This window comes from Shewanella sp. NKUCC06_TVS, from assembly GCF_019345515.1.
GTDB lineage: Bacteria > Pseudomonadota > Gammaproteobacteria > Enterobacterales > Shewanellaceae > Shewanella > Shewanella oncorhynchi.
Window position 1 is genome coordinate 165,598 of record NZ_JAHKQX010000004.1, and the last position, 23,391, is coordinate 188,988.

The 23,391-nt window shown below is 47.5% G+C and carries 18 protein-coding genes; 11 read left to right on the forward strand and 7 right to left on the reverse strand.

Going from position 1 to position 23,391, the window contains the following annotated elements:
* The first annotated feature begins 42 nt into the window (after positions 1 to 42).
* From KO531_RS06115 to KO531_RS06135, 5 genes are all read left to right on the forward strand, one after another.
* Positions 43 to 1,344, forward strand: coding sequence for an anaerobic C4-dicarboxylate transporter (locus KO531_RS06115; RefSeq protein WP_105251341.1), 1,302 nt, complete (start codon positions 43 to 45; stop codon positions 1,342 to 1,344).
* Positions 1,345 to 1,483: 139 nt separating this feature from the next.
* Positions 1,484 to 2,209: a fumarate reductase cytochrome b subunit gene (locus KO531_RS06120; RefSeq protein ID WP_168825590.1), complete on the forward strand. Its 726-nt coding sequence runs from the start codon at positions 1,484 to 1,486 to the stop codon at positions 2,207 to 2,209.
* Between the two features lie 151 nt (positions 2,210 to 2,360).
* Positions 2,361 to 4,370 (forward strand): fumarate reductase flavoprotein subunit, encoded by a 2,010-nt coding sequence (locus tag KO531_RS06125; protein WP_219250630.1) that lies wholly within the window; start codon positions 2,361 to 2,363, stop codon positions 4,368 to 4,370.
* The gene (locus KO531_RS06130) at positions 4,367 to 5,092 is read left to right on the forward strand and encodes a fumarate reductase iron-sulfur subunit (RefSeq protein WP_113940031.1); all 726 of its coding nucleotides are present in this window, start codon (positions 4,367 to 4,369) and stop codon (positions 5,090 to 5,092) included. The genes KO531_RS06125 and KO531_RS06130 overlap by 4 nt, the downstream gene beginning before the upstream one ends.
* Before the next feature lie 230 nt (positions 5,093 to 5,322).
* Positions 5,323 to 6,390, forward strand: coding sequence for a porin (locus KO531_RS06135; RefSeq protein ID WP_105251337.1), 1,068 nt, complete (start codon positions 5,323 to 5,325; stop codon positions 6,388 to 6,390).
* Positions 6,391 to 6,566: 176 nt separating this feature from the next.
* Here KO531_RS06135 and ssb read toward each other — a convergent pair whose 3' ends face one another.
* Entirely contained in the window at positions 6,567 to 7,277 is a 711-nt protein-coding gene (ssb, locus tag KO531_RS06140) for a single-stranded DNA-binding protein (protein WP_219250631.1), read from the reverse strand.
* A gap of 108 nt (positions 7,278 to 7,385) precedes the next feature.
* Positions 7,386 to 8,753 (reverse strand): MFS transporter, encoded by a 1,368-nt coding sequence (locus KO531_RS06145; protein ID WP_219250632.1) that lies wholly within the window; start codon positions 8,751 to 8,753, stop codon positions 7,386 to 7,388.
* 403 nt (positions 8,754 to 9,156) lie between these two features.
* Here KO531_RS06145 and uvrA point away from each other — a divergent pair, with 403 nt between their 5' ends.
* From uvrA to KO531_RS06165, 4 genes are all read left to right on the forward strand, one after another.
* A complete protein-coding gene (gene uvrA, locus KO531_RS06150) occupies positions 9,157 to 12,039 on the forward strand; it encodes an excinuclease ABC subunit UvrA (RefSeq protein WP_219250633.1) in 2,883 nt (960 codons plus the stop codon).
* 188 nt (positions 12,040 to 12,227) lie between these two features.
* Entirely contained in the window at positions 12,228 to 13,382 is a 1,155-nt protein-coding gene (locus KO531_RS06155; RefSeq protein ID WP_219250634.1) for a M28 family peptidase, read from the forward strand.
* Between the two features lie 194 nt (positions 13,383 to 13,576).
* Positions 13,577 to 15,499 (forward strand): DEAD/DEAH box helicase, encoded by a 1,923-nt coding sequence (locus KO531_RS06160; protein ID WP_011847889.1) that lies wholly within the window; start codon positions 13,577 to 13,579, stop codon positions 15,497 to 15,499.
* Between the two features lie 138 nt (positions 15,500 to 15,637).
* Positions 15,638 to 16,009 (forward strand): DUF6677 family protein, encoded by a 372-nt coding sequence (locus tag KO531_RS06165; RefSeq protein ID WP_219250635.1) that lies wholly within the window; start codon positions 15,638 to 15,640, stop codon positions 16,007 to 16,009.
* Here KO531_RS06165 and KO531_RS06170 read toward each other — a convergent pair.
* Both KO531_RS06170 and KO531_RS06175 read right to left on the reverse strand, forming a co-directional pair.
* A complete protein-coding gene (locus KO531_RS06170; RefSeq protein ID WP_219250636.1) occupies positions 16,006 to 16,620 on the reverse strand; it encodes an HAD family hydrolase in 615 nt (204 codons plus the stop codon). The genes KO531_RS06165 and KO531_RS06170 overlap by 4 nt on opposite strands.
* 29 nt (positions 16,621 to 16,649) lie before the next feature.
* Positions 16,650 to 17,624, reverse strand: coding sequence for a DMT family transporter (locus KO531_RS06175; RefSeq protein WP_113940039.1), 975 nt, complete (start codon positions 17,622 to 17,624; stop codon positions 16,650 to 16,652).
* A 318-nt stretch (positions 17,625 to 17,942) separates the two neighbouring features.
* Between KO531_RS06175 and KO531_RS06180 the strand changes: the two genes are divergently transcribed.
* Both KO531_RS06180 and KO531_RS06185 read left to right on the forward strand, forming a co-directional pair.
* A complete protein-coding gene (locus KO531_RS06180; protein WP_219250637.1) occupies positions 17,943 to 18,764 on the forward strand; it encodes a hydratase in 822 nt (273 codons plus the stop codon).
* 196 nt (positions 18,765 to 18,960) lie between these two features.
* A complete protein-coding gene (locus tag KO531_RS06185; RefSeq protein ID WP_219250638.1) occupies positions 18,961 to 20,073 on the forward strand; it encodes an energy transducer TonB in 1,113 nt (370 codons plus the stop codon).
* A gap of 17 nt (positions 20,074 to 20,090) precedes the next feature.
* On the opposite strand, the gene KO531_RS06190 is transcribed toward KO531_RS06185, so the two are convergent.
* From KO531_RS06190 to KO531_RS06200, 3 genes are all read right to left on the reverse strand, one after another.
* Positions 20,091 to 20,420 carry a cysteine-rich CWC family protein gene (locus KO531_RS06190; RefSeq protein WP_219250639.1) on the reverse strand — a complete coding sequence of 110 codons (330 nt, stop codon included), beginning with the start codon at positions 20,418 to 20,420 and terminating at the stop codon, positions 20,091 to 20,093.
* A gap of 549 nt (positions 20,421 to 20,969) precedes the next feature.
* Positions 20,970 to 21,626 (reverse strand): hypothetical protein, encoded by a 657-nt coding sequence (locus KO531_RS06195; RefSeq protein WP_219250640.1) that lies wholly within the window; start codon positions 21,624 to 21,626, stop codon positions 20,970 to 20,972.
* A gap of 687 nt (positions 21,627 to 22,313) precedes the next feature.
* On the reverse strand, positions 22,314 to 23,381 hold the full coding sequence (locus tag KO531_RS06200; protein WP_212600090.1) for a c-type cytochrome: 1,068 nt from the start codon (positions 23,379 to 23,381) through the stop codon (positions 22,314 to 22,316).
* Positions 23,382 to 23,391: the final 10 nt, after the last annotated feature.

Sequence of the window (23,391 nt, forward strand, 5' to 3'; positions counted from 1 at the left end):
TGCGTAGGCTATTGAAATTAAAAATAAAATAGAGTTAACACTATGATTATATTAGAGATAATTATCGTCCTCGGGGCTATTTACCTTGGTGCAAGGATGGGTAGCATGGGAGTCGGCTTCGCTGGCGGTGTCGGGGTACTGATACTGACCGCGGGGATGGGACTCAAACCGGGCAATATCCCGATTGACGTGATCCTCATCATTATGTCAGTTATCACCGCGATTGCGGCCATGCAAGTGTCTGGAGGGATGGATTATTTAGTCTCACTGGCAGAAAAATTATTACGTAAGCATCCAAAACAAATCACCTTTCTGGCCCCTGTCGTCACCTATTTCATGACACTTTTTGCGGGTACAGGCCACACAGCATTCTCCACCTTACCTGTTATTGCCGAAGTCGCAAAAGAGCAAGGCATTCGCCCCTCTCGTCCCTTATCTATTGCCGTTGTCGCATCTCAAGTCGCCATTACCGCCTCACCGATTTCAGCGGCTGTCGTGTTCTTCTCAGGCATCTTAGAGCCGTTTGGCGTAGATTATTTAGTACTGTTAGCCGTTTGTATTCCCTCAACTTTTCTCGCCTGCATGGTCGGCGCCGTTGTTGCCAACTTAATGGGTAAAGAACTGGCCGATGATCCTGTCTATCAAGAACGCTTAGCCAAAGGTTTAGTCAAAACACGCGGTAAAACGGAGATCAAAATTAAAGCCGGCGCGAAACGATCTGTGATGATTTTCTTGCTGGCGATTGCGGCTGTCATGGCCTATGCCACTGCGATATCAGACAAAGTCGGTTTGATTGTTGACCCTGTATTGCCACGCGACGCCGCCATTATGGTGCTGATGCTCACGGCAGCTGCCGCTATTACGATTTTCTGTAAGTTAGACGCAAGTGAAATCTCTAACGCGGCCACCTTCAAGTCAGGCATGTCAGCCTGTGTTTGTGTGTTAGGTGTGGCTTGGTTAGGCGATACCTTAGTGTCGAATCATATCGAGGAAATCAAAGATCTTGCCGGCACCTTACTGCAAAGTCAGCCTTGGTTATTATCGGTAACCTTATTCTTTGCCTCCATGCTGCTCTACTCCCAAGGCGCGACAACAAAAGCGCTAATGCCCGCAGCCTTGGCGATTGGTGTAAGTCCATTGACAGCCGTAGCCTCTTTCGCCGCCGTCAGCGCGCTGTTTGTATTACCGACTTACCCCACGCTACTGGCTGCGGTCGAGATGGATGATACTGGCTCGACACGGATTGGTAAGGCGGTATTTAACCATCCGTTCCTGGTCCCTGGCGTTGTGACGATTGCCACCAGTGTGGCATTAGCCTTCCTGTTTGGCGGCATGATGCTGTAGCTCAATTTTACCCTAAGTGCTCTCAGGGCTAATGCCTACAAATGGATTAACCCTCTTCTTTTAATCTGTATCTATAGACTTTGTTTTGGCGTGATGCAGGTACATTCACGCCATAGCAAATCGAGTAAGAGGTGAATTAATGTCAGCAAAAACGCGTGTTCCTACCGCCATTAACGGCGGACCATTTGGCCAAGCTTGGTCGGCTAAAGCAGACTGCTTACAAAGTGTGACAGGGCTTATATTAGGTATTTTCCTCTTATTTCATATGCATTTCGAGGCGAGCATTTTATTTGGTAAAGAAACCTTTTTTCACATGGTGCAATTCTTAGAAGGCAGTATGTTTAGCTCGACGGGTCATGGCTTCCCCATAGTGACCCAGATCATTTCAGTCATTATGCTGGTGATTGTTGCAGTACATGCCGCCACCGCACTACGTCGTTTTCCAGTGCAATTAGGCCAATGGCGAGCGATGCGTGGCTTTATGTCGACTATCAAGCATAGAGATACCCAAGCATGGTTCTGGCAGATGATCACCGGTTTCTTACTGTTTTTCTTAGTGTCAGCCCATCTTGCCACTATGATTTTAAACCCTGATATTGGCCCTCACCTTTCGGCCGAACGGGTTTACCACGATAACGCTTGGCTCTTATACGTGGTGTTTTTACCTATCGTGTTATTCCACGGCATCGTTGGTTTATACCGAGTGATATTAAAGTGGGGTGTGAGTAGTAACCGCCCACTTATCCGCACTATAGCGCAAGTATTGATCGTCTATTTATTGTGTTTAGGCACATTAAGCCTAGTGACCTATATCAATATTGGTATCGAATTAGTTTTGCCAGTACAACCGTTTATTCCTCAGTAATGGGCATGACGCTATCGGCGCACCTAGCCTATATAGAAAGACAAACAACATACGGATCCTCCTCTGATACATAGTTGCCGCGCATCTATGCCCGAGGAGCGCAATGATAAATCCATGAAATGTTATCTAAATTATTAGATAAGGATCTGATTTGAAAATCATTTATACAGACTCATTAGTCATTGGCGCAGGATTGGCAGGCCTCAGAGTCGCGATTGCCACCAAAGAGCGAGGCCTAGATACCTTAGTGCTATCGTTAATTCCCGCAAAACGTTCACATTCGGCCGCCGCACAGGGCGGAATGCAAGCCAGCCTAGGCAATACTGTTAAAGGCATGGGTGATAACGAAGACATTCACTTTCAAGACACAGTCAAAGGTTCTGACTGGGGCTGCGATCAAGACGTCGCACGCATGTTTGCCCACGTTGCACCGAAAGCGATCCGAGAACTCACCAACTGGGGCGTGCCTTGGTCAAGAATTTCCGCCGGCCCGCGTGAAGTCATCATGAATGCGCAAAGGGTAACGCTCAATGAGGCCGAAGAAGCTCACGGCCTGATCAATGCCCGCGATTTTGGTGGCACTAAAAAATGGCGTACTTGTTACACCGCAGACGGCACTGGCCACTCTTTACTGTACGCGGTCGATAACCAAGCTATCTCCATGGGCATTCCAGTACATGAACGGATTGAAGCCCTGTCGCTGATCCATGACGGTAAGCGTTGCCATGGTGTCATTGCCCGCTGTTTAGTCACAGGTGAATTGCGCGCTTATGTCGCCAAATCCACCACCATCGCCACCGGCGGTTATGGCAAGATTTATGAAATATCGACCAATGCCACCATCTGCGAAGGCATAGGCCAAGCGTTAGCACTCGACACAGGTGTCGCCACCTTAGGCAATATGGAAGCGGTGCAGTTTCACCCCACCGCCATAGTGCCTGCGGGGATCCTTACCACTGAAGGTTGTCGTGGTGATGGCGGTATTCTGCGTGATAAAGACGGTCATCGCTTTATGCCAGATTACGAGCCAGAGAAAAAAGAACTCGCCTCCCGCGATGTGGTTTCCCGTCGCATGACAGAGCACATGCGTAAAGGTAATGGTGTCGAAAGCCCTTACGGCCCGCATCTGTGGCTGGATATTACGCAGCTGGGCCGTGAACATATCGAAACCAACCTGCGCGAAGTGAAAGAGATTTGTGATTACTTCCTCGGTATCGATCCTTGCAAAGACTGGATCCCCGTCAGGCCTACCCAGCATTATTCCATGGGCGGCGTGCGCACCAATGCCACAGGCGAGAGTCCACAACTCAAAGGGCTGTTCAGTGTCGGAGAAGCGGCCTGTTGGGACATGCATGGTTTTAACCGTTTAGGCGGTAATTCGGTGGCAGAAACTGTGGTCGGCGGCATGATCATCGGCAAATATGTGGCTGATTTTTGTGATAATAACGACTTAGAAATTGATACCGCACTGACCCAAAAATTCATTAATAAATTGCAGCAAGAAATCGATGGACTGATCGAAGGCAACGGCACAGAAAACCCCTTCCAAATAAAGAAAGAAATGCAACGCATCATGATGAACTACGTCGGGATCTTCCGTAATGGACCCGAGTTAGATAAAGCCATTAAAGGCTTGAAAGACTTACTGCTGCGGGCAAAAAATCTTGGCCTAAAATGTAAAAAACGTCACGCTAATCCTGAGTTAGTCGAAGCGCTGCGCGTCACCCGTATGTTGAAAGTGGCCCTAACCGTCGCCTGTGGCGCAGAGGCTCGCACTGAAAGCCGCGGCGCCCATTCACGGGAAGATTACCCACAACGCAATGATAAAGATTGGCTCAACCGCACACTGGCGACTTGGCCAGATGCCGAATCACTTGAACCAGTACTGCGTTATGAAGCGCTAGATGTGATGAAAATGGAGCTACCACCGGGATACCGTGGCTACGGTAACGACAATACTATCGCCCATCCAGATACCGAAAAACGCGTACAAGAAATCAATCAAGTGCTCGCGAGCTTAGGTGATGATCCCGATAGAAACACACTGCAGCGAGCCCTGATGCCATACGAGCTGCCAAGCCACCTGCAGGCTCCTAATGAACGCCTCAGCGATACCTTAGCGATCACTCCAGCCCAACCGGTAGGAAACAAACCACTATGAGCCGTCAAATCAGCTTTAATATCTTTCGCTACGATCCGCAAGATGGCCAAGACAAGCCAAAGATGGAACGTTATCAGTTGACTGAAACACCGGGCATGACAGTATTTATCGCCTTAAATCAACTACGTGAGCTACAAGACCCGTCACTGCAGTTCGACTTTGTCTGCCGCGCGGGCATCTGTGGCAGTTGCGCCATGGTGATCAATGGTTTCCCCACGCTTGCCTGTCGCACGTTAACGGCAAATTATCCTAATGGCGAAATCACCCTAATGCCGCTGCCCGGCTTCGAGCTGATTGGCGACTTATCGGTGAACACGGGTAAATTTATGCGCGAATTAGCCGAACGCTTAAAACTGTGGCTGCATCCTAGACCCGATGATCAGGACATTCATCGCCTCGAAAATCCAATGGCACCCGAAGAAGCCGCGCGGATCTATGAGCTAGAACGCTGTGTCGAATGTGGCGTTTGTGTGTCGGCCTGCGCCACCAAACAAATGCGTGACACCTTTGTCGGCGCGGTTGGCATGATGAAAATTGCTCGCTTTGAAATGGATAGCAGAGACAGCCGCAGCGCGGATGATTTCTACCATGTGATAGGCAATCAAGATGGCGTCTTCGGCTGTATGACGCTACTCGGCTGCCAAGATAACTGCCCCAAAGATTTGCCGCACATGCAGCAAATCGCTTACCTGCGCCGCAAAATGGCCGCAAGCATACTCTAGTTTTCCTTAACCTAAAGTCCCGTTGCGTTAGCGGGGTTTTAGGGCAACACCTTTCCAAAGCCAGCTGGCAGGTTTTATCTGTCAGCTGCTGAGTTACGAAGCCTAATTTTCTTAGTTAGGCGCCTCCCCAGCACTATCACAAGTGCAGCTCCTTACTACTAGCGATACCGCTCAATCGGCAACAAAATCCATTAGCAGAACGCGAGTAGTTGTTATGTAAGGAAACATAAATGAAACCGTCTAAACTTACATCAGCCATACTTGTGCTGAGCTTTGCCACACCTATTTTTGCCGTTCAAGCCAATAATACAGCAGAAACCAATGACGAATTACGCACTGAATTACAACAAATTCAGCAGAGACTCGCCATGCTCGAAGCTCAAGAAAATGAGCCATCAGTGCCATCGGATACCCAGTTTAATTTTTATGGTTCTTTACGCCCAACATTCGGCCTGACCCACACTAACTCGGACGATGTGTGGGATGTTGGCGATGCAAACTCGCGGATAGGTTTTGCTGCAGAGCACCAACTCGGTAATGGCTTAGTCGGTTTTGCGAAAGGGGAATTTAAGGTCGATATCAAAGATGACGGTGACTTTGGCGATGCGCGCAAAGCCTATGTCGGATTAAAGGGATTTTTTGGTAGCGTTGCCATAGGTAAACAAGCCGTCACACAGGAAATGATTTCCGATCCCGTTGATATCTTTAACCGCTCAGGAACACCTCTGGCCTATGACAGTGCGAGCCCATTCAGGCTCAATAATCTCGTGACCTATCGTAAAGAGTTTGGCGACCTGTTATTTTCGGCCGATGCGCAATTCGACGGCAATAAAGGCAGTGGCGGCAGTGACTTCGTTAACACGGGCATCCGTTATAAAACCGACTTCATCTACATTGCCGCAGCTTTTTATAATAAAGAGTTAGAGGACAACAAGGATGAAAATACATTCGGTGTAACACTAGCAAAAAATTTCAATTCTCTGTTCCTCGCCGCAGCCTACCAAAACATTGAAAAAGACAGCGTCGATGGCACAACATTGGATGGTTCAACACTGGATGTAGTTGCAAGCTATCCCATCACTGACAGCTATAAAATCAAGCTAGGCGTGTCCAGATATGACGATGGCGACAATGACATCACCTCCGCGAAATACAATGCCTATAACACTACGCTGGAATGGCATAAAACACCGAAATTCAGCACCTTCATCGAATATCAAAAAACAGATTTTGAATACCGCGAAACCAATGACCAGATCATGCTAGGCATGCGTTATAACTTCGATTATACGTTCTAAGTTTCTATCTCAAACGTATCGTTATGTGAGCAAGCGAGGTGAAAGATTTAGCAACCTCGCCCACGGCATCAAAGCACAAAACTTAAAAGCATAAAGACAAGAAACAACAAAGCCACGACTCGCGTGGCTTTGCTTATTTAAGACGATACCGTCTTTACACTTCAATACGTTCCAATTTAAAACGGAATATCGTCATCCCAGCCATCATCCAAATCTGGAGTGAAGTTTTGCTGTGGTTGTGGCGCAGGACGCTGTGCCGGTGCTGCAGGCGCTTGATAAGCTGGCGCTGGAGCGGCTTGCGGCTTAGGCGCATAACCACCTTGTTGTGGTTGTTGAGCCTGCGGCTGACCATAACCTTGCTGCTGGGTAGGTGCTGGCGGAGCATATTGTTGCTGAGCTGGCGCTTGGTAAGCTGGTGCTGCTTGAGGCGCTGGCGCATATTGATTTTGCGCAGGAGCGGCTTGCTGTGGTGCAGATTGATAACCTGCGTTTTGTGGCATGCCGCCGCCCATTGGCGCGCCTTGTGCTTGCCCACCTTGACCACGGCTACCTAGCATTTGCATGCTACCGCTTTGGTCGATAACCACTTCAGTGCTGTAACGGTCTTGACCACTTTGGTCTTTCCACTTACGAGTTTGCAGTTTACCTTCAAGGTAAACCTGTGAACCTTTACGCAGGTATTCACCTGTAATTTCAGCTAATTTGCCGAACAGAACCACACGGTGCCATTCAGTACGCTCTTGCTGTTGACCCTGTTGGTCTTTCCACGATTCGCTAGTCGCTACTGTGATATTTGCGACTGCATTACCGTTTGGCATATAACGCACTTCTGGATCTTGTCCCAAATTGCCAACCAAAATTACCTTGTTAACACCACGACTGGCCATTGAAATCTCCTGCGATTCTTTAAATAATCTATTAATTCAGTATGTTGTTTATCTGTGTCGCCATAGAGGAAAATCTGCTTCCCCAAATACCACACGGCAGACCAGATATTATTGAGCAGAGCCTAACACAGCTCGTGCTTCTCTTAAATCGAAATGCTCATCAACCTTTAAGTAAGCCACTTTCTCGTCCAGCACGACTATGGCTTCAACAACGCCCATTAATTGGGATAACTGGGTTGCCATATCGCGCGCTTGCGCCTTGTCTTTCACTTCGGCTTCTAAGGTGTAACTCTTTAACAGCACAGGATTTTGCATGCCTAATGTCAGGAATAACCAAATAGACATTAAGATCACGGCAACAATAAATACCCCGACTGCGCCCACGAGCTGGAAAGCACCACCACCGAGCATACCACCACAAAAAGCCCCTAAAAATTGGCTAGTAGAATACACGCCCATGGCCGAACCTTTTTCGCCGACGGGGCAAAATTTGGCAATCAAACTTGGCAGTGAGGCTTCTAAATAGTTAAACCCTGTAAAGAAGAGCACCACGGCAAAACTCAATACCCAGAGATTGCTCGCAAATGCGGCCATCGCCAGCAATGCCACTATCATTATCATCAGGGCAATTTGGAACATCGCCTTAGTATTTTTGCGCTTAACCCCTATGATGATTAACGGCACCATCAAAATAAATGCGCCCACAAAAGCGGGGAAATACAGCATCCAATGTTTTTCTTTCACTAGACCCGCATCCACCAGATCCAGCGGTAATGCCACAAATACTGCGGTGAGCACTAAATGCAGGATAAAAATCCCAGCGTTAAGCCTAAATAATTGCGGCTCGAGGAACATACGTTTGAGCTTAGCGGGCGTTGCTAAAGTGTCTCCCTTCGGAGCCTGAGTGATGGGATTAGGCACTAAAAACTGGATCAACAGCATACCGACAATAGCAAATACCGCCGTTAACCAAAACAATCCAGTCAACCCAAGATGTTGCGCAACGATAGGTCCCATTAGCAAAGACAGGGCAAAAGATAACCCGATACACATGCCAATAATCGCCATCACCTTAGTGCGCTGCTCGTCGCGGGTTAAATCCGCGGCAAGCGCCAGCACGGCAGCGGCAATCGCGCCCATACCCTGTACAGCTCGACCAAAGACAACACCATAAATCGTATCTGCGTTAGCAGCGATAACACTGCCAATAGCAAACAACACTAAGCCACCAAGAATAATCGGCTTGCGACCATATTTGTCAGATAAAATCCCCATAGGGATTTGCAGCACGGCTTGAGTCAGGCCATAGGCGCCGATAGCAATACCCACCCACAGAGGCGAAAAGCCTTCGAGATGCTGACCATAAAGTGCAAAGACGGGCATGATCATAAACAAGCCCATCATGCGCAAACCAAATACACTGGCTAAAGAAAACGCGACTTTTTTCTCAGTACCCGAAAGTCCGTTGTTACCCATGATTTTGCCCTGGATTGAAGTCTTTTAAGGGGCGCATGTTACCACACCCAAAAGGATTTGCTCAAAAGGAAATAGTGGCCTAAACCACTGACTATACACTTAGCTTTTATCCCGTTTATCACGGACCTATATTGACTGTGTCTGAGTTAACATCTTTATTTTTAACGCTCAGGCACAGGGGAATGAGTCTAACATAATGTTCACAATTGTCCTGTGAGTCAGTGCGCAACAACAGTATTAATCTTAGTTAATCCATTCCATCCACAACATCCCGCGAAGCAGGTCGACTTAAAGCCAGTGCCAGCCCTAGGATTGGTGCAGATCACAGAATCAACTAAACTCAGCGGCGGAACTGTGCGATACTTGTGCTCATTTTTTTAAGCATATGGCATTAGAGCGATAGATGGATAAGATTGAAATACGCGGCGCACGCACCCACAATCTCAAGAATATCAACCTGACTATCCCAAGGGATAAACTGATTGTCATCACGGGCTTATCGGGATCTGGCAAATCCTCCCTCGCTTTCGATACTTTATATGCCGAGGGCCAGCGACGTTATGTCGAGTCCCTATCTGCCTATGCTCGCCAATTTTTGAGTTTAATGGAAAAGCCCGATGTGGACCATATCGAAGGCTTAAGCCCGGCGATATCCATAGAGCAAAAATCCACCTCCCATAACCCACGTTCGACCGTGGGCACGATTACCGAAATTTACGATTACCTGCGCTTGATGTTTGCCCGCGTGGGTGAGCCGCGTTGTCCGACACATAATCAACCCTTGGCGGCACAAACCGTCAGCCAGATGGTCGATAAAGTGTTGGAAATGCCCCAAGACAGCCGCTTGATGCTGCTCGCACCTGTAGTCAACGCCCGTAAGGGTGAACACGTTAAATTGCTCGAAGGTCTATCGGCGCAGGGTTATATCCGCGCGCGTATCGACGGTGAAGTGTGTGACTTAACCGATCCGCCAACCTTAGACTTACACGTTAAACACACGATTGAAGTGGTTGTCGACCGTTTTAAAGTGCGTGACGATATCAAGCAACGCTTAGCGGAATCCTTCGAAACTGCACTAGAACTCTCCGGCGGCATAGCGACCGTTGCCAGCATGGAAGACGACACTGGTACTGGTAAAGCAAAAGGCGAAGAACTGATCTTTTCGGCCAACTTCGCCTGCCCGCATTGCGGTTATTCGATGGCGGAATTAGAACCAAGGATCTTCTCCTTTAACAATCCAGCCGGCGCGTGCCAAACCTGTGATGGTTTAGGGGTACAACAATTTTTCGATCCTGAGCGCGTGATCACCAATACCGAGCTTTCACTGGCGGGCGGTGCGATTCGCGGCTGGGATAGACGCAACTTCTACTATTTCCAAATGCTTAGCTCACTCGCCGAACACTATAAGTTCGATGTCGAAGTGCCCTACGAGCAGCTTAGCGAAAAAGTCCGCAAAATCGTACTTTACGGCTCAGGTAAAGAAAGTATTGCCTTTAAATACATTAATGACCGCGGTGATGTGGTGGTGCGTAATCACCCCTTCGAAGGCATTCTAAACAACATGGACAGGCGCTATCGCGAAACCGAAAGTAACTCGGTACGTGACGAATTAGCCAAGTTTATCAATACCCAAGCTTGTCAAAGCTGTGGTGGCTCGCGCTTACGCGAAGAAGCACGTAACGTGTTTTTAGGTGATATCAACCTGCCACAACTCACCACTTGGTCGATTGGCGAAGCCTTAGACTACTTCGAGAAAGTCGAATTTAGCGGCCAAAAGGCGCAGATCGCCGAGAAGATTTTAAAGGAAATCCGCGATCGTTTAGGTTTCCTCGTCAACGTGGGTCTCAATTATTTGAGCCTATCGCGCTCAGCAGAAACCCTCTCCGGCGGTGAAGCCCAACGTATTCGACTCGCCAGCCAAATTGGTGCAGGGCTCGTCGGCGTGATGTATGTGCTCGACGAACCCTCAATTGGTCTACATCAAAGGGATAACGAGCGTCTGCTGCAAACCCTGATCCACCTGCGGGATTTGGGCAACACTGTGATTGTGGTTGAGCATGATGAAGATGCGATCCGTATGGCGGATCACGTGATCGACATCGGCCCTGGCGCTGGCGTACACGGCGGCGAAGTCATTTGTGACGGTCCGATTGAGAAGATCATCGCCTGTGAAGAATCGGTCACCGGCCAATATATTTCCGGTAAGCGCAGCATTCATATCGATACGCCGCGCATTCCCTTCGACAAAAACCAAGTCATTCAATTGTTTGGCGCTCGCGGTAACAACTTGCGTAATGTGGATTTAACCATTCCCATTGGCCTATTCACCTGTGTGACGGGCGTATCAGGTTCGGGTAAATCGACCTTAATCAACGATACCTTCTTCAAAATCGCCCATAGAATGCTCAACGGGGCGACAGTGGATGAGCCATCACCCTATGACCGTATCGAAGGGATGGAACTGTGCGACAAAGTGGTCGATATCGACCAAAGCCCGATTGGTCGCACACCGCGCTCGAATCCGGCCACTTATACGGGCATCTTCACCCCGATCCGCGAGATTTTTGCCGGAACCCAAGAGTCACGGACTCGCGGTTATCAGGTCGGCCGCTTCTCCTTTAACGTTAAAGGTGGCCGCTGTGAGGCTTGCCAAGGCGATGGCTTGATCAAGGTCGAGATGCACTTCCTACCCGATGTGTATGTGCCCTGTGATTCTTGTAAAGGTAAGCGCTACAACCGCGAAACCTTAGAAGTACGCTATAAAGGCAAGAATATTCACGAAGTACTACAGATGACAGTGGAAGATGCGCGTCAGTTCTTCGATGCCGTACCTGCCATTGCCCGTAAGCTACAAACCTTGATGGATGTGGGTTTGTCCTATGTGCGTCTCGGCCAAAGTGCAACCACACTTTCGGGCGGCGAAGCCCAAAGGGTGAAACTTGCCAAAGAGCTGTCCAAACGTGACACGGGCCAAACCTTGTATATCTTGGATGAACCGACCACGGGTTTACATTTTGCCGATATTCAATTGCTGCTCGACGTGTTGCATCGTCTCAAATCCCACGGCAACACGATTGTGGTGATTGAGCATAATCTGGATGTGATCAAAACCGCAGACTGGATTATCGACTTAGGCCCAGAAGGTGGCGGTGGTGGCGGTATGATTTTAGCCACAGGCACGCCGGAAGAAGTCGCCGAGCATCCAACCTCCCACACGGCACGCTTCTTAAAGCCACTGCTAAAACGGGATATCGAGCTGGCAAAGGCCAATAAAGCTAAGGCTTAACATTCGGCTCATGCCGCAGTTGGTCTGAATAATAAAAGCGCAGTCGCCCTAAGCACTGCGCTTTTTTTCGCTCAGCAATCCAATATGCTTAAGCTATCGCATACATATAGATCTCATTGAATTAGAATCGGATTTAGGCAAAGATGATATTCATCTTCTGGCGAAGGCTTCAGCGATAAGGAATGTCCATGCGTGATAGCACTCAGTCCCCAGTGACTCACCTTATATTACCGAGGCAGTATCAATCACTTTTAAGTAAAAACCTAAGCGACATAAACCTAAGCGCATCGACTCTATTCAACCACAGTCGTATCGGTCAGCTGCTCGCCAAGTTCAAGATCACGCACCTTATAAGACATCAATCCCAAAGACTTGGCTTATTAGCACTGGCCTGCGTTGTTGCAACGACCCTCACTGGTTGCGCTAACTCAACCGAAACTTGTGCACGCACTGAGCTAAAACTCACTTGGGCCGAGCCCACAGAGTTACAAGCGACAGTCACAGTATTAAGCTCGGATGAATTTGAAGGCCGCAAAACCCAAACTCAAGGTGCGGCAAAAAGTCGTGACTATATAAAGCAGCAATTTCAGGGGCTAGGTTTACAGCCTTGGGGAGCGGACTTTATCGTGCCCTTTGAATATAAAACCTTCTTCACCCAAGAAACTGGCGCCAACGTGGTCGCCACCGTGATGACGGCAGAACCGACGAATCGATGGCGCATTATCGTCGCCCACTATGATCACTTAGGCATGAGCGGCAGCAAGATTTACCACGGCGCTGATGATAACGCCTCGGGCGTCGCTGCTATGCTCGCCATTGCCAAACATTGGCAACAGCAATTTGCCCTACAACCCAATACCTTGCCTAAGGTAAACCTGATGTTTGTGGCAACCGATGCCGAAGAACCCGGGCTCTATGGCAGTATCGCCTTGGTAGAGCAACTCAAAACCCGCCTGCCAGAAGCGACTTTTGAGCTGATGTTGAATTTAGATATGGTGAGTCACCCCGGCAGGCCCTATGGGATTTACCTCGAAGGCAGTCGAAACTTCACTCAGTTCAATCAATTTAAACCCCTACTGAATCAACAGAACCGACTTTGCATTAAGCTCACGCACCCTAAACCCGTTGGTCGAAGCATACAAAGTACCGATTGGCTGCGGGCGTCGGATCATTACCCCTTCCACAAAGCGAATATCCCTTGGCTGTATTTTGGTGTGCCGACCCATCCCCAATATCACACACCAGAGGATACCGTCGCGACAATCGACATCACTTTTCTTGCGGCAGTGACAGAGTCCGCATTCGAGTTACTTCAATTAAATGTTGAATATTTAAAGAATTAATGGGAAGTGGCGCGTTTCTTGCTCAGTTTTAGCGAAAAAAATGCAGAAAACAGGTTAAATAGCGTGACTCTGATTGGTAAAGTGGCCGCCATGCTGCTATAATCCGTCGTTCGCGGGAAATCGACACGGGGTTGATTTTCTGTCTGTGAAACTTTAGCGCCATTTCGCGCGCGCATCCACAAGGCTACAACCCAATGTCATCCGATGAAAGAACTTTCCGTGAACTCGGCCTATCCGAGAATTTGTTGCGTGCTCTTGACGAGCTAGGTTATGAAAAACCAACGCCAATCCAATCAGCCAGTATTGATCCACTTATGGCTGGCAAAGATATTTTAGGTCAAGCGCAAACAGGTACAGGTAAAACTGGCGCCTTCGCGTTACCACTATTAAACAAAGTTACCAGCCAAACTACACCGCAAATTTTAGTCTTAGCACCAACACGTGAATTAGCCGTGCAGGTTGCTGAAGCGTTCAGTAGCTATGCCAAATTTATGAAGAATTTCCACGTTCTTCCTATTTATGGCGGCCAAAGCATGCAACAACAGTTGAATGCCCTGAAACGTGGCCCACAAGTTATCGTTGGTACGCCTGGTCGTGTTATGGACCATATGCGTCGCGGCACCTTGAAACTCGACTCATTACAAGCTTTAGTGCTAGATGAAGCCGATGAAATGTTAAAAATGGGCTTCATCGATGATATCGAATGGATCCTTGAGCACACGCCAAGCGAGCGCCAACTGGCGTTATTCTCTGCCACTATGCCAGAGCAAATTAAGCGTGTTGCTAACCAGCACTTACGTAATCCTGTACATGTTCGTATCGAATCAAGCCAAACTACGGTTGAGTCAATCGAACAGCGTTTCGTACAAGTATCACAACACAACAAACTTGAAGCTTTAGTACGTGTATTAGAAGTTGAAAACACTGAAGGTGTAATCATATTCGTGCGTACTCGTAACTCATGTGTTGAGTTAGCTGAGAAGTTAGAAGCCCGCGGTTATGCTTCATCACCACTACACGGTGACATGAACCAGCAAGCCCGTGAGCGTGCAGTTGACCAACTAAAACGTGGCAAGTTAGACATTCTGATCGCGACTGACGTTGCGGCCCGTGGTCTTGACGTTGAGCGTATCGGTCACGTTGTAAACTACGATATTCCGTATGATGCCGAAGCTTATGTACACCGTATTGGCCGTACAGGCCGTGCTGGCCGTACTGGTATGGCGATCCTGTTTGTAACGAGCCGTGAAATGCGCATGCTGCGCACTATCGAACGTTCAACTAACAGCCGCATTTCACCAATGAAAATCCCAAGCCCAGAGACTGTTGCAGAACGTCGTCTGTCTCGCTTAGGTGAGCAATTGGCTGAAACAATCAACGGCGATTTAGATTTCATGAAAGAAGCTGTTGCTCAATTATGCCAACAGTTAGAAGTCGATACAGATCTGCTAGCCGCTGCATTATTACAGCAAGTTCAGCAAGAACGTCCTTTGCAATTGCCAGCAATTCAAGAACGTGTTCGTGATGAACGCAGTGAGCGCACTGAACGTAGCGACCGCGGAAGTGATCGTAATGACCGTGGTGGTGAGCGTGGTGAACGCAGAAGTCGCGAACCGCGTCCAATGCCAGCCAGCTTAGGCTCAGCTGAAGCGTTGAAAGACAACCCAGATTTAAAAATGTGCCGTTACGTGATCGACGTAGGTCGTGAGAATGGTGTGGGTGTGGGTAACATCGTTGGCGCTATCGCAAACGAAGCTAACATCGACAGCCGTTACATTGGCGCAATCCAACTTTACGATGCAGTGACCACTGTTGACCTGCCAGACGGCATGCCAAAAGACGTGTTACAGCACCTACGTAAAGTACGTGTTTGTGGCAAGCCATTGAACATCCGCGAAGCTGGTGATCAAGTATTTGTTGATTCAGGCCGCAGTGCTCGTTCAGACCGTCCTGCGGGTGACCGTAAACCACGTGGCGATCGTCCAACAGGTGACCGCCCAGCGGGTGATCGTAAGCCTCGCGCTGCGTCTACTGGTGACAAGCCATTTGCTGACCGCAAACCTCGTGCAGACAAACCTGCCGGTGAGCGTAAGCCACGTAAACCACGTGAAGACTAATCTAGCTTAAGCTAGAGACTAAAAAAGGAGCCTAGGCTCCTTTTTTGTTGTCTTGATTTTGTCTTAGTTTGCCTTTAGCAAAGATAAAGCTTAGTGTCTAATCTCCAAAGAGTTTAATGGTATAAGTAATCGACTCCCATGAAAAAAGCCCTTACCGCTGGACTATTATCCGCCTTCGTCGCCCCCGGCAGCGGCCATTTCTATCTGCAACATAAACGCAGCGCCCTAGTGTTTTTTGTGCTGGCAATACTGAGTCTTGGCCTGATGCTGCAACAAGTCATGCAAGTAGCACAGCTTATCTCACTTGATATTCAAACTGGTGTTTTACCGCTGGATATGGGCGTGATTGCGGCCGAAGTGACCAAGCAAACCACGGCAACCATTCGTGATGGTGCGGACAAGCTGATGTATGGATTTATCCTCTGCTGGCTAATTGCCTTATTAGATAGCGTGCGCTTGGGACTGAAACAAGATAAGCAAGATGCAGTCACGGCCCCAAAAAATGCCTAGTCGCCAACTGTCCATGCTTCAATAAAGCTATGGTAGCAAGTAACGAGCATATCAGCGTTGTGGGCATAATCGGGAATAGTTTCAGGACAATAGAGGGCACAGTGACTACCAGCATTGCGCGCAGTTTGCAGATCAAACAGATAATCGCCCACATACAAGATATCTGCGGGCGCGAGTTGCCACTGCTGGCAAATAAGATGAATACCTTCGGGATGCGGCTTAGGCTCAGCATCATAGCGCGTTAATACCAGTGCGATATCTATGCCGAGTTTATCCATAGTTATTTGCGCCGCTTCTGGCATATTGCGAGTCAGAATAGCCAAGGGCAGTGACTTGGCCCGTAGGCATTCGATAAGCTCCCTCGCGCCATCAATCCAACTGGCCTTGAGTGAACTTTGTCTTTCGTACTCATGGACAATATCTAACGCCTTAGCCCGTGCTTCACCCGTACTCAGACTCTCGACATGGGCCAAGATATCCGTACCAGAATGAATCCCCAACTCCCGCCGCAGCCCAGCAAAATCGGGATTAGAATGCGCTAAGGTGCCGTCGAGATCGAAGATGACGCCACGGATATCCTGAAGTTTTAACTCGCTGAGTCTAGTGATCACTGGCCTTTCCCATAGATAAAATGTCTGCGTTAGACAGCCTGCAAACGCTTCGCCTGACGATTACGGTACATAGGCAGCAATTGCACCACCATCACAGAGACAATAATCACGCCAATCCCCAGCAGAGATAAACCATCTAATTCATCAGCGCGAAATACTTCTGGCCACCAGCCAAGACTCACCACTAACGCCGTGGCACTAAAGCTAAATACTGGCGTTAGGGCCAACATGGCACTGACCTGCGCCGTCGGCCAATACTTCATCGACTGGCCAAAACAGCCATAGGCGATCAAGGTATTGGCGGCGCAAAACAGTGCTATCTGCCAATCGAAGCTGTCCATACGGACAAACTGACTAAAGTCGCTAAAGGGAGCCATTACGAAAATACCTAAGCCATAGATCACTAAGAGCACGTTCGCGGGCGACAAACGATTCAGTAAGGATTTTTGCAATAAGGCATAGCTAGTCCACGACAGTGCTGAGAACTGGATGATCATCACCCCAATCCAAACCTGATGATTATTAGCCCCAGAAAAATTTAAATTAGGATGGAAAAACATCAACATACCTAAAGCTAAGGTTGCAAAACAGCTGAGTTGCACTGCATTAAGCCGTTCCTTAAAAAACAACACACCACCAAACGCGAGGAAAAAGGGTGAAGTCTGGAAATTAAGTTGGGCGGCGCCGGGTGCGAGGTAATCGAGTGAGTAAACAAAAGACACATAATTGAGCATCAAGAAGATGCCAGCAAGCACTAACCTTAACCAAACTTTGGCATCGAGTGCTGCAAATTGCTTAAGACTACCTGCGCTCCATTGGATCACTATGCTGACTAAAAGCGCGACCAGAAAACGAAACCAAGTAAGAGTCACGGGATCAATAAAGGCCGCAGAGAGCTTTAATGCTATCGGTAACATGCCCCAAAATAAAACCGCAACTGAGATGAACAGGAGCCCGAGTTGAGCATGATTATTTGCCTGAGGGGCGTTATGGCTAAGATTCACGAAGGAGTCCAGTAGAAACCGCAAAATGGACAGCCATTCTGGCACTGAGCTAACACAATATCTAGCGGATCATCATGGAAACATTCGCGTTAGCTTGGATACTTTAGCTGACACTTATATGAGGCAAGTTTCAGCATCTTACGATAATTGGAATATTGGCCGCACTCTTGATTCAACTGCAGCAGATTTACCCCGAAAGCCAACATTGGCATTTCCCGCGTTGCCAATAACCGAGTATATTTGGCCCATAAAAATGGCTTCTGCCACACACACTCTAGGCCACTTCTTTTTAAGCTAACGCTTTAAATAGGAAAGTTAATGTTATCTACCGCCACGATCGAACAAGTTAAAACACATATTAATACCGCAGCCAAAGAATTAGCCGAGCGACGCGCAGCAGGCACGAGCGGCGATTTACTGATCCCAGAACTAAGGCCAACCAGCTTCGAACAGGCCTTCGCTATTCAACAAGCTGTAGCAGAAATATTTAAGGCAAGCGATAACAATCCTATCGCAGCGTGGAAATGCCTATTGCCCACGGCGGAAAAAACCGTCGTAGCGTCTATTTATCAAGCTGATGTATATCAACAATCGACCACTTGCCCACTTTATCCATCGACTAAAGGCCTCGCCCGAGTAGAACCCGAACTCGCCTTCGAGATTGCTCGCGATTTACCGCCAAGAAGCACGCCTTACACAGAGGCTGAAATCGACGAGGCCTTAGGCCACACACGCTTAGCCTTGGAATTGATCAAAAGCCGCTACCACACACCCAGTGAAGCGACGTATTTTGATGCCCTCGCCGATGGCTTAGTCAATCAAGGACTGTGGTTAGGGCCTGTGCTTAATCCGCAAGAAGGTTTAGAAACCAGCTGTTTTGAACTCAGCGTTGATATTGCCAATGACGAGCATCAGCAAAGCGATACTCTGCAAAAATCCGCCATTCATCCCAACGGTTTCCCTAAGGCGGGACTCTACTGGTTAGTTAACTTTTTATCCGCCCAAGGCATTGGCTTAACTCAAGGGCAATATGTGATCACAGGCTCTTACGCTGGCGTCCTCGATCTGCCATTGGCACAGATCTGCAAATTTGAATACGGCGCGCTTGGACAGTTCGCCGTGACTTTCACTACTAAGTGATTGCGGCGAGTAAAACGACAAAACACTGATCAATAAGCGAACTCAGTTTCAGCTGGGCTCGCTTATTTTCAATCTCAGTTCTCAGTGCTCAGTTATCTGCATTCACCACAAGCATCATTAACAAAAGCCAAACTAACTTGCCTCAAAATGTACACCTATGTATCATCTAAATTCATCAATAATAAGGATATATAGAATGCCACACGGAAAAATGCTGCCAATTGCCTGTCTTCTTGCCCTCACTTTAGGCACTTCTCTTAGCGTGCATGCCTCAGAAAATAGCTTTACCAAAGCCTATAGTGACTATCAAGCCGCCGTAGAAAAAGGCGATGCTGCAAATATTGAAGCAAGCGCAAAAGCCGCTTATCAACTCGGCGAAGCCCAATATGCCAAAGACAGTGTCGACTTAGCGAATCTCGCCATGAACTGGGCCAGCGCGATAGAAAAGCAAGTTGCACCTTACCCATTTACAGAAAATAATCTGCCAAAAACGGCTAAGGCGAATGAGTTGTATCAACTCGCTCTGGCTAACTATAAAGTTCATTATGGCAAAGAAGCGCTTGAGCTTATCGATCCCTTACTGGGTGCTGCACAAACCGCCGTTGAAGCCAAAGATGCGAAAAATGATTTGCTTACTGCTATCGCAATTGCTGAAAAATCCGATAAAAAGAAACTGCTCGCCGATGTAAAAATGGCCGCCTTCAACCGCTTATCAAATACAGAGCTATACACCAAAAGCGTAAGAAGCTATGCCTTCGATGCCTATGATATTTATAAAGAGATTTTACCAGAGAACGCCATAGACAGAGTCAAGGCAACCTATGTTGTGGGTGCCGTTGAGTATGCAGAAAAGCATGATGACAAAGCGATGCCATTACTTTTAGAAGTCGTGAAGCAGTTTGAAGCCCTTAACTTTAGCCATCCCTATGCCTTAAGTGCCCACGCTTATTTAGTCGAACTCTATGAGCGCCAAGGAAAGCGTGACGAGTCCACCGCCCACTGTATTGCTATCGGCAAAATGCGTCCTTGGGCCGACGCACAGGAACAACAACCTATTTTCCGTACCGCACCAGACTATCCAATGTCCTATGCGCAACGAGGTAAAAGTGGCTGGGTTCAGCTTAAATTTACTGTCGATGAAAATGGCTTCGTCAAAAATCCTGAAATTTTAGCTTCTAAGGGTGGTGCTCTCTTTGAGAAAGAAACGCTAAAAATGATAGATAAATGGCGTTACGCACCCAAGTTTGAAAATGGTATAGCCGTTGAGGCACAAACCACTGTGCAACTGGATTACACCATAAATCGATAGCTCATTACTTCAGCCCGCTATTTCACCTCATAACCTAGCCCATCGCTCACACTCGATGGGCTTTTTTCATCCTGCTCTGCAAGCTGCCCCAGACTTAACCCCTGCTTAAGTTGGATTAAACAAGCTTGGCAAATACACGCATCGGCAGACGGTAAAATATGGTTGATGACCCCTAGCGGCGAATCTGATGCTTGCGCTTGCAAGGCGGCCAAAGGTGGAAATGTTTGCAGAGCGCACCAACAATCCTCAATACCCTTACCTAAAATCACAGCACATTGATTCGCGCCTTGGCACAAAGGGCAAATTTGTGCAGTTTCTAACTTAGGTTCTTCCAATGGCTGAGACACGGTAATCCTTATAGCAAGATAAGTTGTTATAGCGCGGAGATCATAATGTTTTTTTGCAACTCAGGCTGAGTTGTTTCCCACCAAAGCAAAGCTGCTGAGTTATGCAGCATTAATTGCCATTATTTTCCCAGTGACACGCCTGCTTATGATTTAAAAAGAAGTGTTAATAATGTCCTAGGCATTATAGTGATATTCTCTATGCCATTATCGGTCAGATACAATAAAGTATCCTTTCTGATTTGCTAAAAGATTAAGTACTTGTATTCCAGTGACACGCCAACTTTGATTTAGAAATGAGTCATCCCTGAGGGCTCGACGGCGGCATCCTTGCCGCCAACGGTCACTTCCATGCAAGTACTTAATCTCGTTAATTCCCGAGTATACCTGTCGCTAAATTTAACTATGGATGTTTCAATAAAGTTCAATTGGTTGTATTCATCAAGTTATCTAACTTAAATGATATTTGGGTGTATTCATTTGGCTCAGTGAACCGCATTCCTGTGTTATAGCAAGTGTGTTCACAGATGCATACATGCTGAGTTCGATTTATTATGTGTTGGCTGCTCGCAATGCTAACTGGTCGTTGTATAGACTCACCGCATAATCTGTAGCTTTAGTGACAAAATGATACCCCGCCATAGCCACCACTTCATACTGAGGGCTATCGTTTTCAATACCGAAGACTTTTAGTGCCGAAGGATGAATCAACTTTGAACTTAGCTTATAGAAAAAATCATAGTCCTCTAGATAATCATGCTCACTAGCTAAATTTCGCATATTAAAAGGACGAGTTGTGACGATTTCAAAAGGAATAGAAGCAGTCTCTTCCTGAAGTACGCCAAAAGCACTTTCTGGTATAGCATAACTCGCTGCTTTACACTTTTTTATAAATGCAGCATTTAGATCATCTATGTCGCCAGCCAACTGAGCATAAAACCTTTTCAATGAATCTTCATTTGAGTTAACTTCAAGCAAGATTAAGTACAATTCAAAGATATTTCTGCTTGCAAGCGTGACTACTGAATTATTCTTTGGATTTTGAAGCCACAGCTCAACTTCATTGTTAATAGCCCTAAAAAGGTGGATATTTAACAAGGGTTCTTTAGTCAGAGACTCCGGCTCACCCATTGAGCCTTGGATATGAGTAAGCTCTCTGTGGCACTCTCCAAGCATATCAACAATTTTTTGCTGTCCATTCAAATTCATATAACACTCTATCAAATATATCGAGATATCCCGCGCCAACACATAACAGTGTATTACCCGCTCTTCTAATAAAACCCAACCCGAATAGAGTTAGACATGGGAATAAACGAGAAAATAATTTAATGACGCCAATAAGTTAACATCAGCATCAGTGGCTTATCAACATTTTTCATCCTGAAAAATCGAGACCTTATTTACTGAGAAGTATTTTGGCACGGTGAATAACGGAGTGGCTTGGTAAGGCCTGAGATCACTTGCACATTTCTCTTTCGATAGAAATACAGTAAGGTGTAACAAAACTTTGTTTCCTTTGATCAAAAACCATCGTAAATCAGCTTCTTAGAAAACGTATAGAGGGTTCGACTCCCTCAATACGTTTTGCACATTCGAGATAGTGAATAAGCCACTTATAGCGAAAATCTCCGTATGCTTTTAAAGCGACAGTTAACACTGATGTCCGAAAGGTGAGTCATGGTGATTTGCGAGACGACCGTCCGCCCCATGGACGGGGCGGTCGAGCATCCACGGATGGACTAGCTGCGTGTCGGTGAGAAAGTGCCATGACAAGCCTAAACTCTTGGGCTAATTAATAAAAAAGCCAGCAAAGCTAAATGCTTGCTGGCTTTTCTGTCTAACTTATTCACTCGCTTTATAACATCACACGAGCACTTAATCTCAGCGGCTCAACTATGACTTCTTAGGGAAAATCGGATAGGACTCAGTGCCTAACACTTTGCCATCAACAGTGAGACCATAGTAATCGCTGTCATTATGGTATTTCTCCTGCGCTTGCTTTACATCACCTTTGCTACGTGGGTCCTGCGGACGCTCGTGGGAGTTGATGTAAGCGGCAACATCCCAAGCCTGTTGGTTCGTCAACTGCATACTCTTACCAAAGGGCATGTTTTCATAAATGAAAAATGCGGCAGTATTGACCCTGTGCATTCCCGCTCCCCAGTTATAACTTTGAGGTCCCCACAGCGGCGGCAGTGCATACACACCCGCAATGGCTTGACCTTGCCCATCAACACCATGACAAGTTTGGCAATGGGCGACATACACGGCTTTACCTCGTTCAGGTGAATAGGCTTGTTCGGGTTTTGGGATCTCAGGATAAGCTCGCCCCGGCAAGTTAGCACGTTGCTCAACTGTCATAGCCTTAGCTAATGCCTCTGGTAGTGGGAAGTCATCCCGCTTAGCACCTTTGACTAACTCAGCATCACTGATCTCAGGAACAGGGCCACTGATATTAGCCTCATCCATCAAGCCGCCCATGCCTAACCAATAAGCGTAAGCAGAAAGCGCCACTAACTCAGGGCTACCTGATGCTGGGGCTTTACCATTCATCGAATAGTTAAAACAGCCTTGGATGCGTTCTTCAAAGCTACTGACTTTATTGTCTTTTTTACGATACGCCGGATAAGCAAAATACGCGCCCCAGAGGGGTGATGCATTGGCTTTACGGCCTGCATCCATATGGCAATTGGTACAGTTAAGCTCATTACCCACATACTTATCACGCAGCTGTTGGGTATTCACAAACAGTTGATAACCTAAACGCACTTTATCACCAAAGGCGCCTTCGGGAATCGCACTCAAAGGTCTAGGGGTAAGATAGGTTTGATCTGCTACCTTAGGGAAAGAAGGCAGCGGAGCTTGCTTATCTGGGCGTTCTTGTACTGGCTCAGTTTCAGCTTGCGCCTGAACGGTTAACGACCCCATCGCGGCCAGTAATAACATTGCGGAATATTTCATGGCCGGCTCC

Bases quoted from the DNA above. Each gene is read 5' to 3' on its own strand.
- KO531_RS06195 (WP_219250640.1), bottom strand. From the start codon at position 21,626: ATGAATTTGAATGGACAGCAAAAAATTGTTGATATGCTTGGAGAGTGC.
- KO531_RS06180 (WP_219250637.1), top strand. From the start codon at position 17,943: ATGTTATCTACCGCCACGATCGAACAAGTTAAAACACATATTAATACC.
- KO531_RS06135 (WP_105251337.1), top strand. From the start codon at position 5,323: ATGAAACCGTCTAAACTTACATCAGCCATACTTGTGCTGAGCTTTGCC.
- KO531_RS06165 (WP_219250635.1), top strand. From the start codon at position 15,638: ATGAAAAAAGCCCTTACCGCTGGACTATTATCCGCCTTCGTCGCCCCC.
- uvrA (WP_219250633.1), top strand. From the start codon at position 9,157: ATGGATAAGATTGAAATACGCGGCGCACGCACCCACAATCTCAAGAAT.
- ssb (WP_219250631.1), bottom strand. From the start codon at position 7,277: ATGGCCAGTCGTGGTGTTAACAAGGTAATTTTGGTTGGCAATTTGGGA.
- KO531_RS06185 (WP_219250638.1), top strand. From the start codon at position 18,961: ATGCCACACGGAAAAATGCTGCCAATTGCCTGTCTTCTTGCCCTCACT.
- KO531_RS06130 (WP_113940031.1), top strand. From the start codon at position 4,367: ATGAGCCGTCAAATCAGCTTTAATATCTTTCGCTACGATCCGCAAGAT.
- KO531_RS06155 (WP_219250634.1), top strand. From the start codon at position 12,228: ATGCGTGATAGCACTCAGTCCCCAGTGACTCACCTTATATTACCGAGG.
- KO531_RS06115 (WP_105251341.1), top strand. From the start codon at position 43: ATGATTATATTAGAGATAATTATCGTCCTCGGGGCTATTTACCTTGGT.
- KO531_RS06160 (WP_011847889.1), top strand. From the start codon at position 13,577: ATGTCATCCGATGAAAGAACTTTCCGTGAACTCGGCCTATCCGAGAAT.
- KO531_RS06145 (WP_219250632.1), bottom strand. From the start codon at position 8,753: ATGGGTAACAACGGACTTTCGGGTACTGAGAAAAAAGTCGCGTTTTCT.
- KO531_RS06200 (WP_212600090.1), bottom strand. From the start codon at position 23,381: ATGAAATATTCCGCAATGTTATTACTGGCCGCGATGGGGTCGTTAACC.
- KO531_RS06120 (WP_168825590.1), top strand. From the start codon at position 1,484: ATGTCAGCAAAAACGCGTGTTCCTACCGCCATTAACGGCGGACCATTT.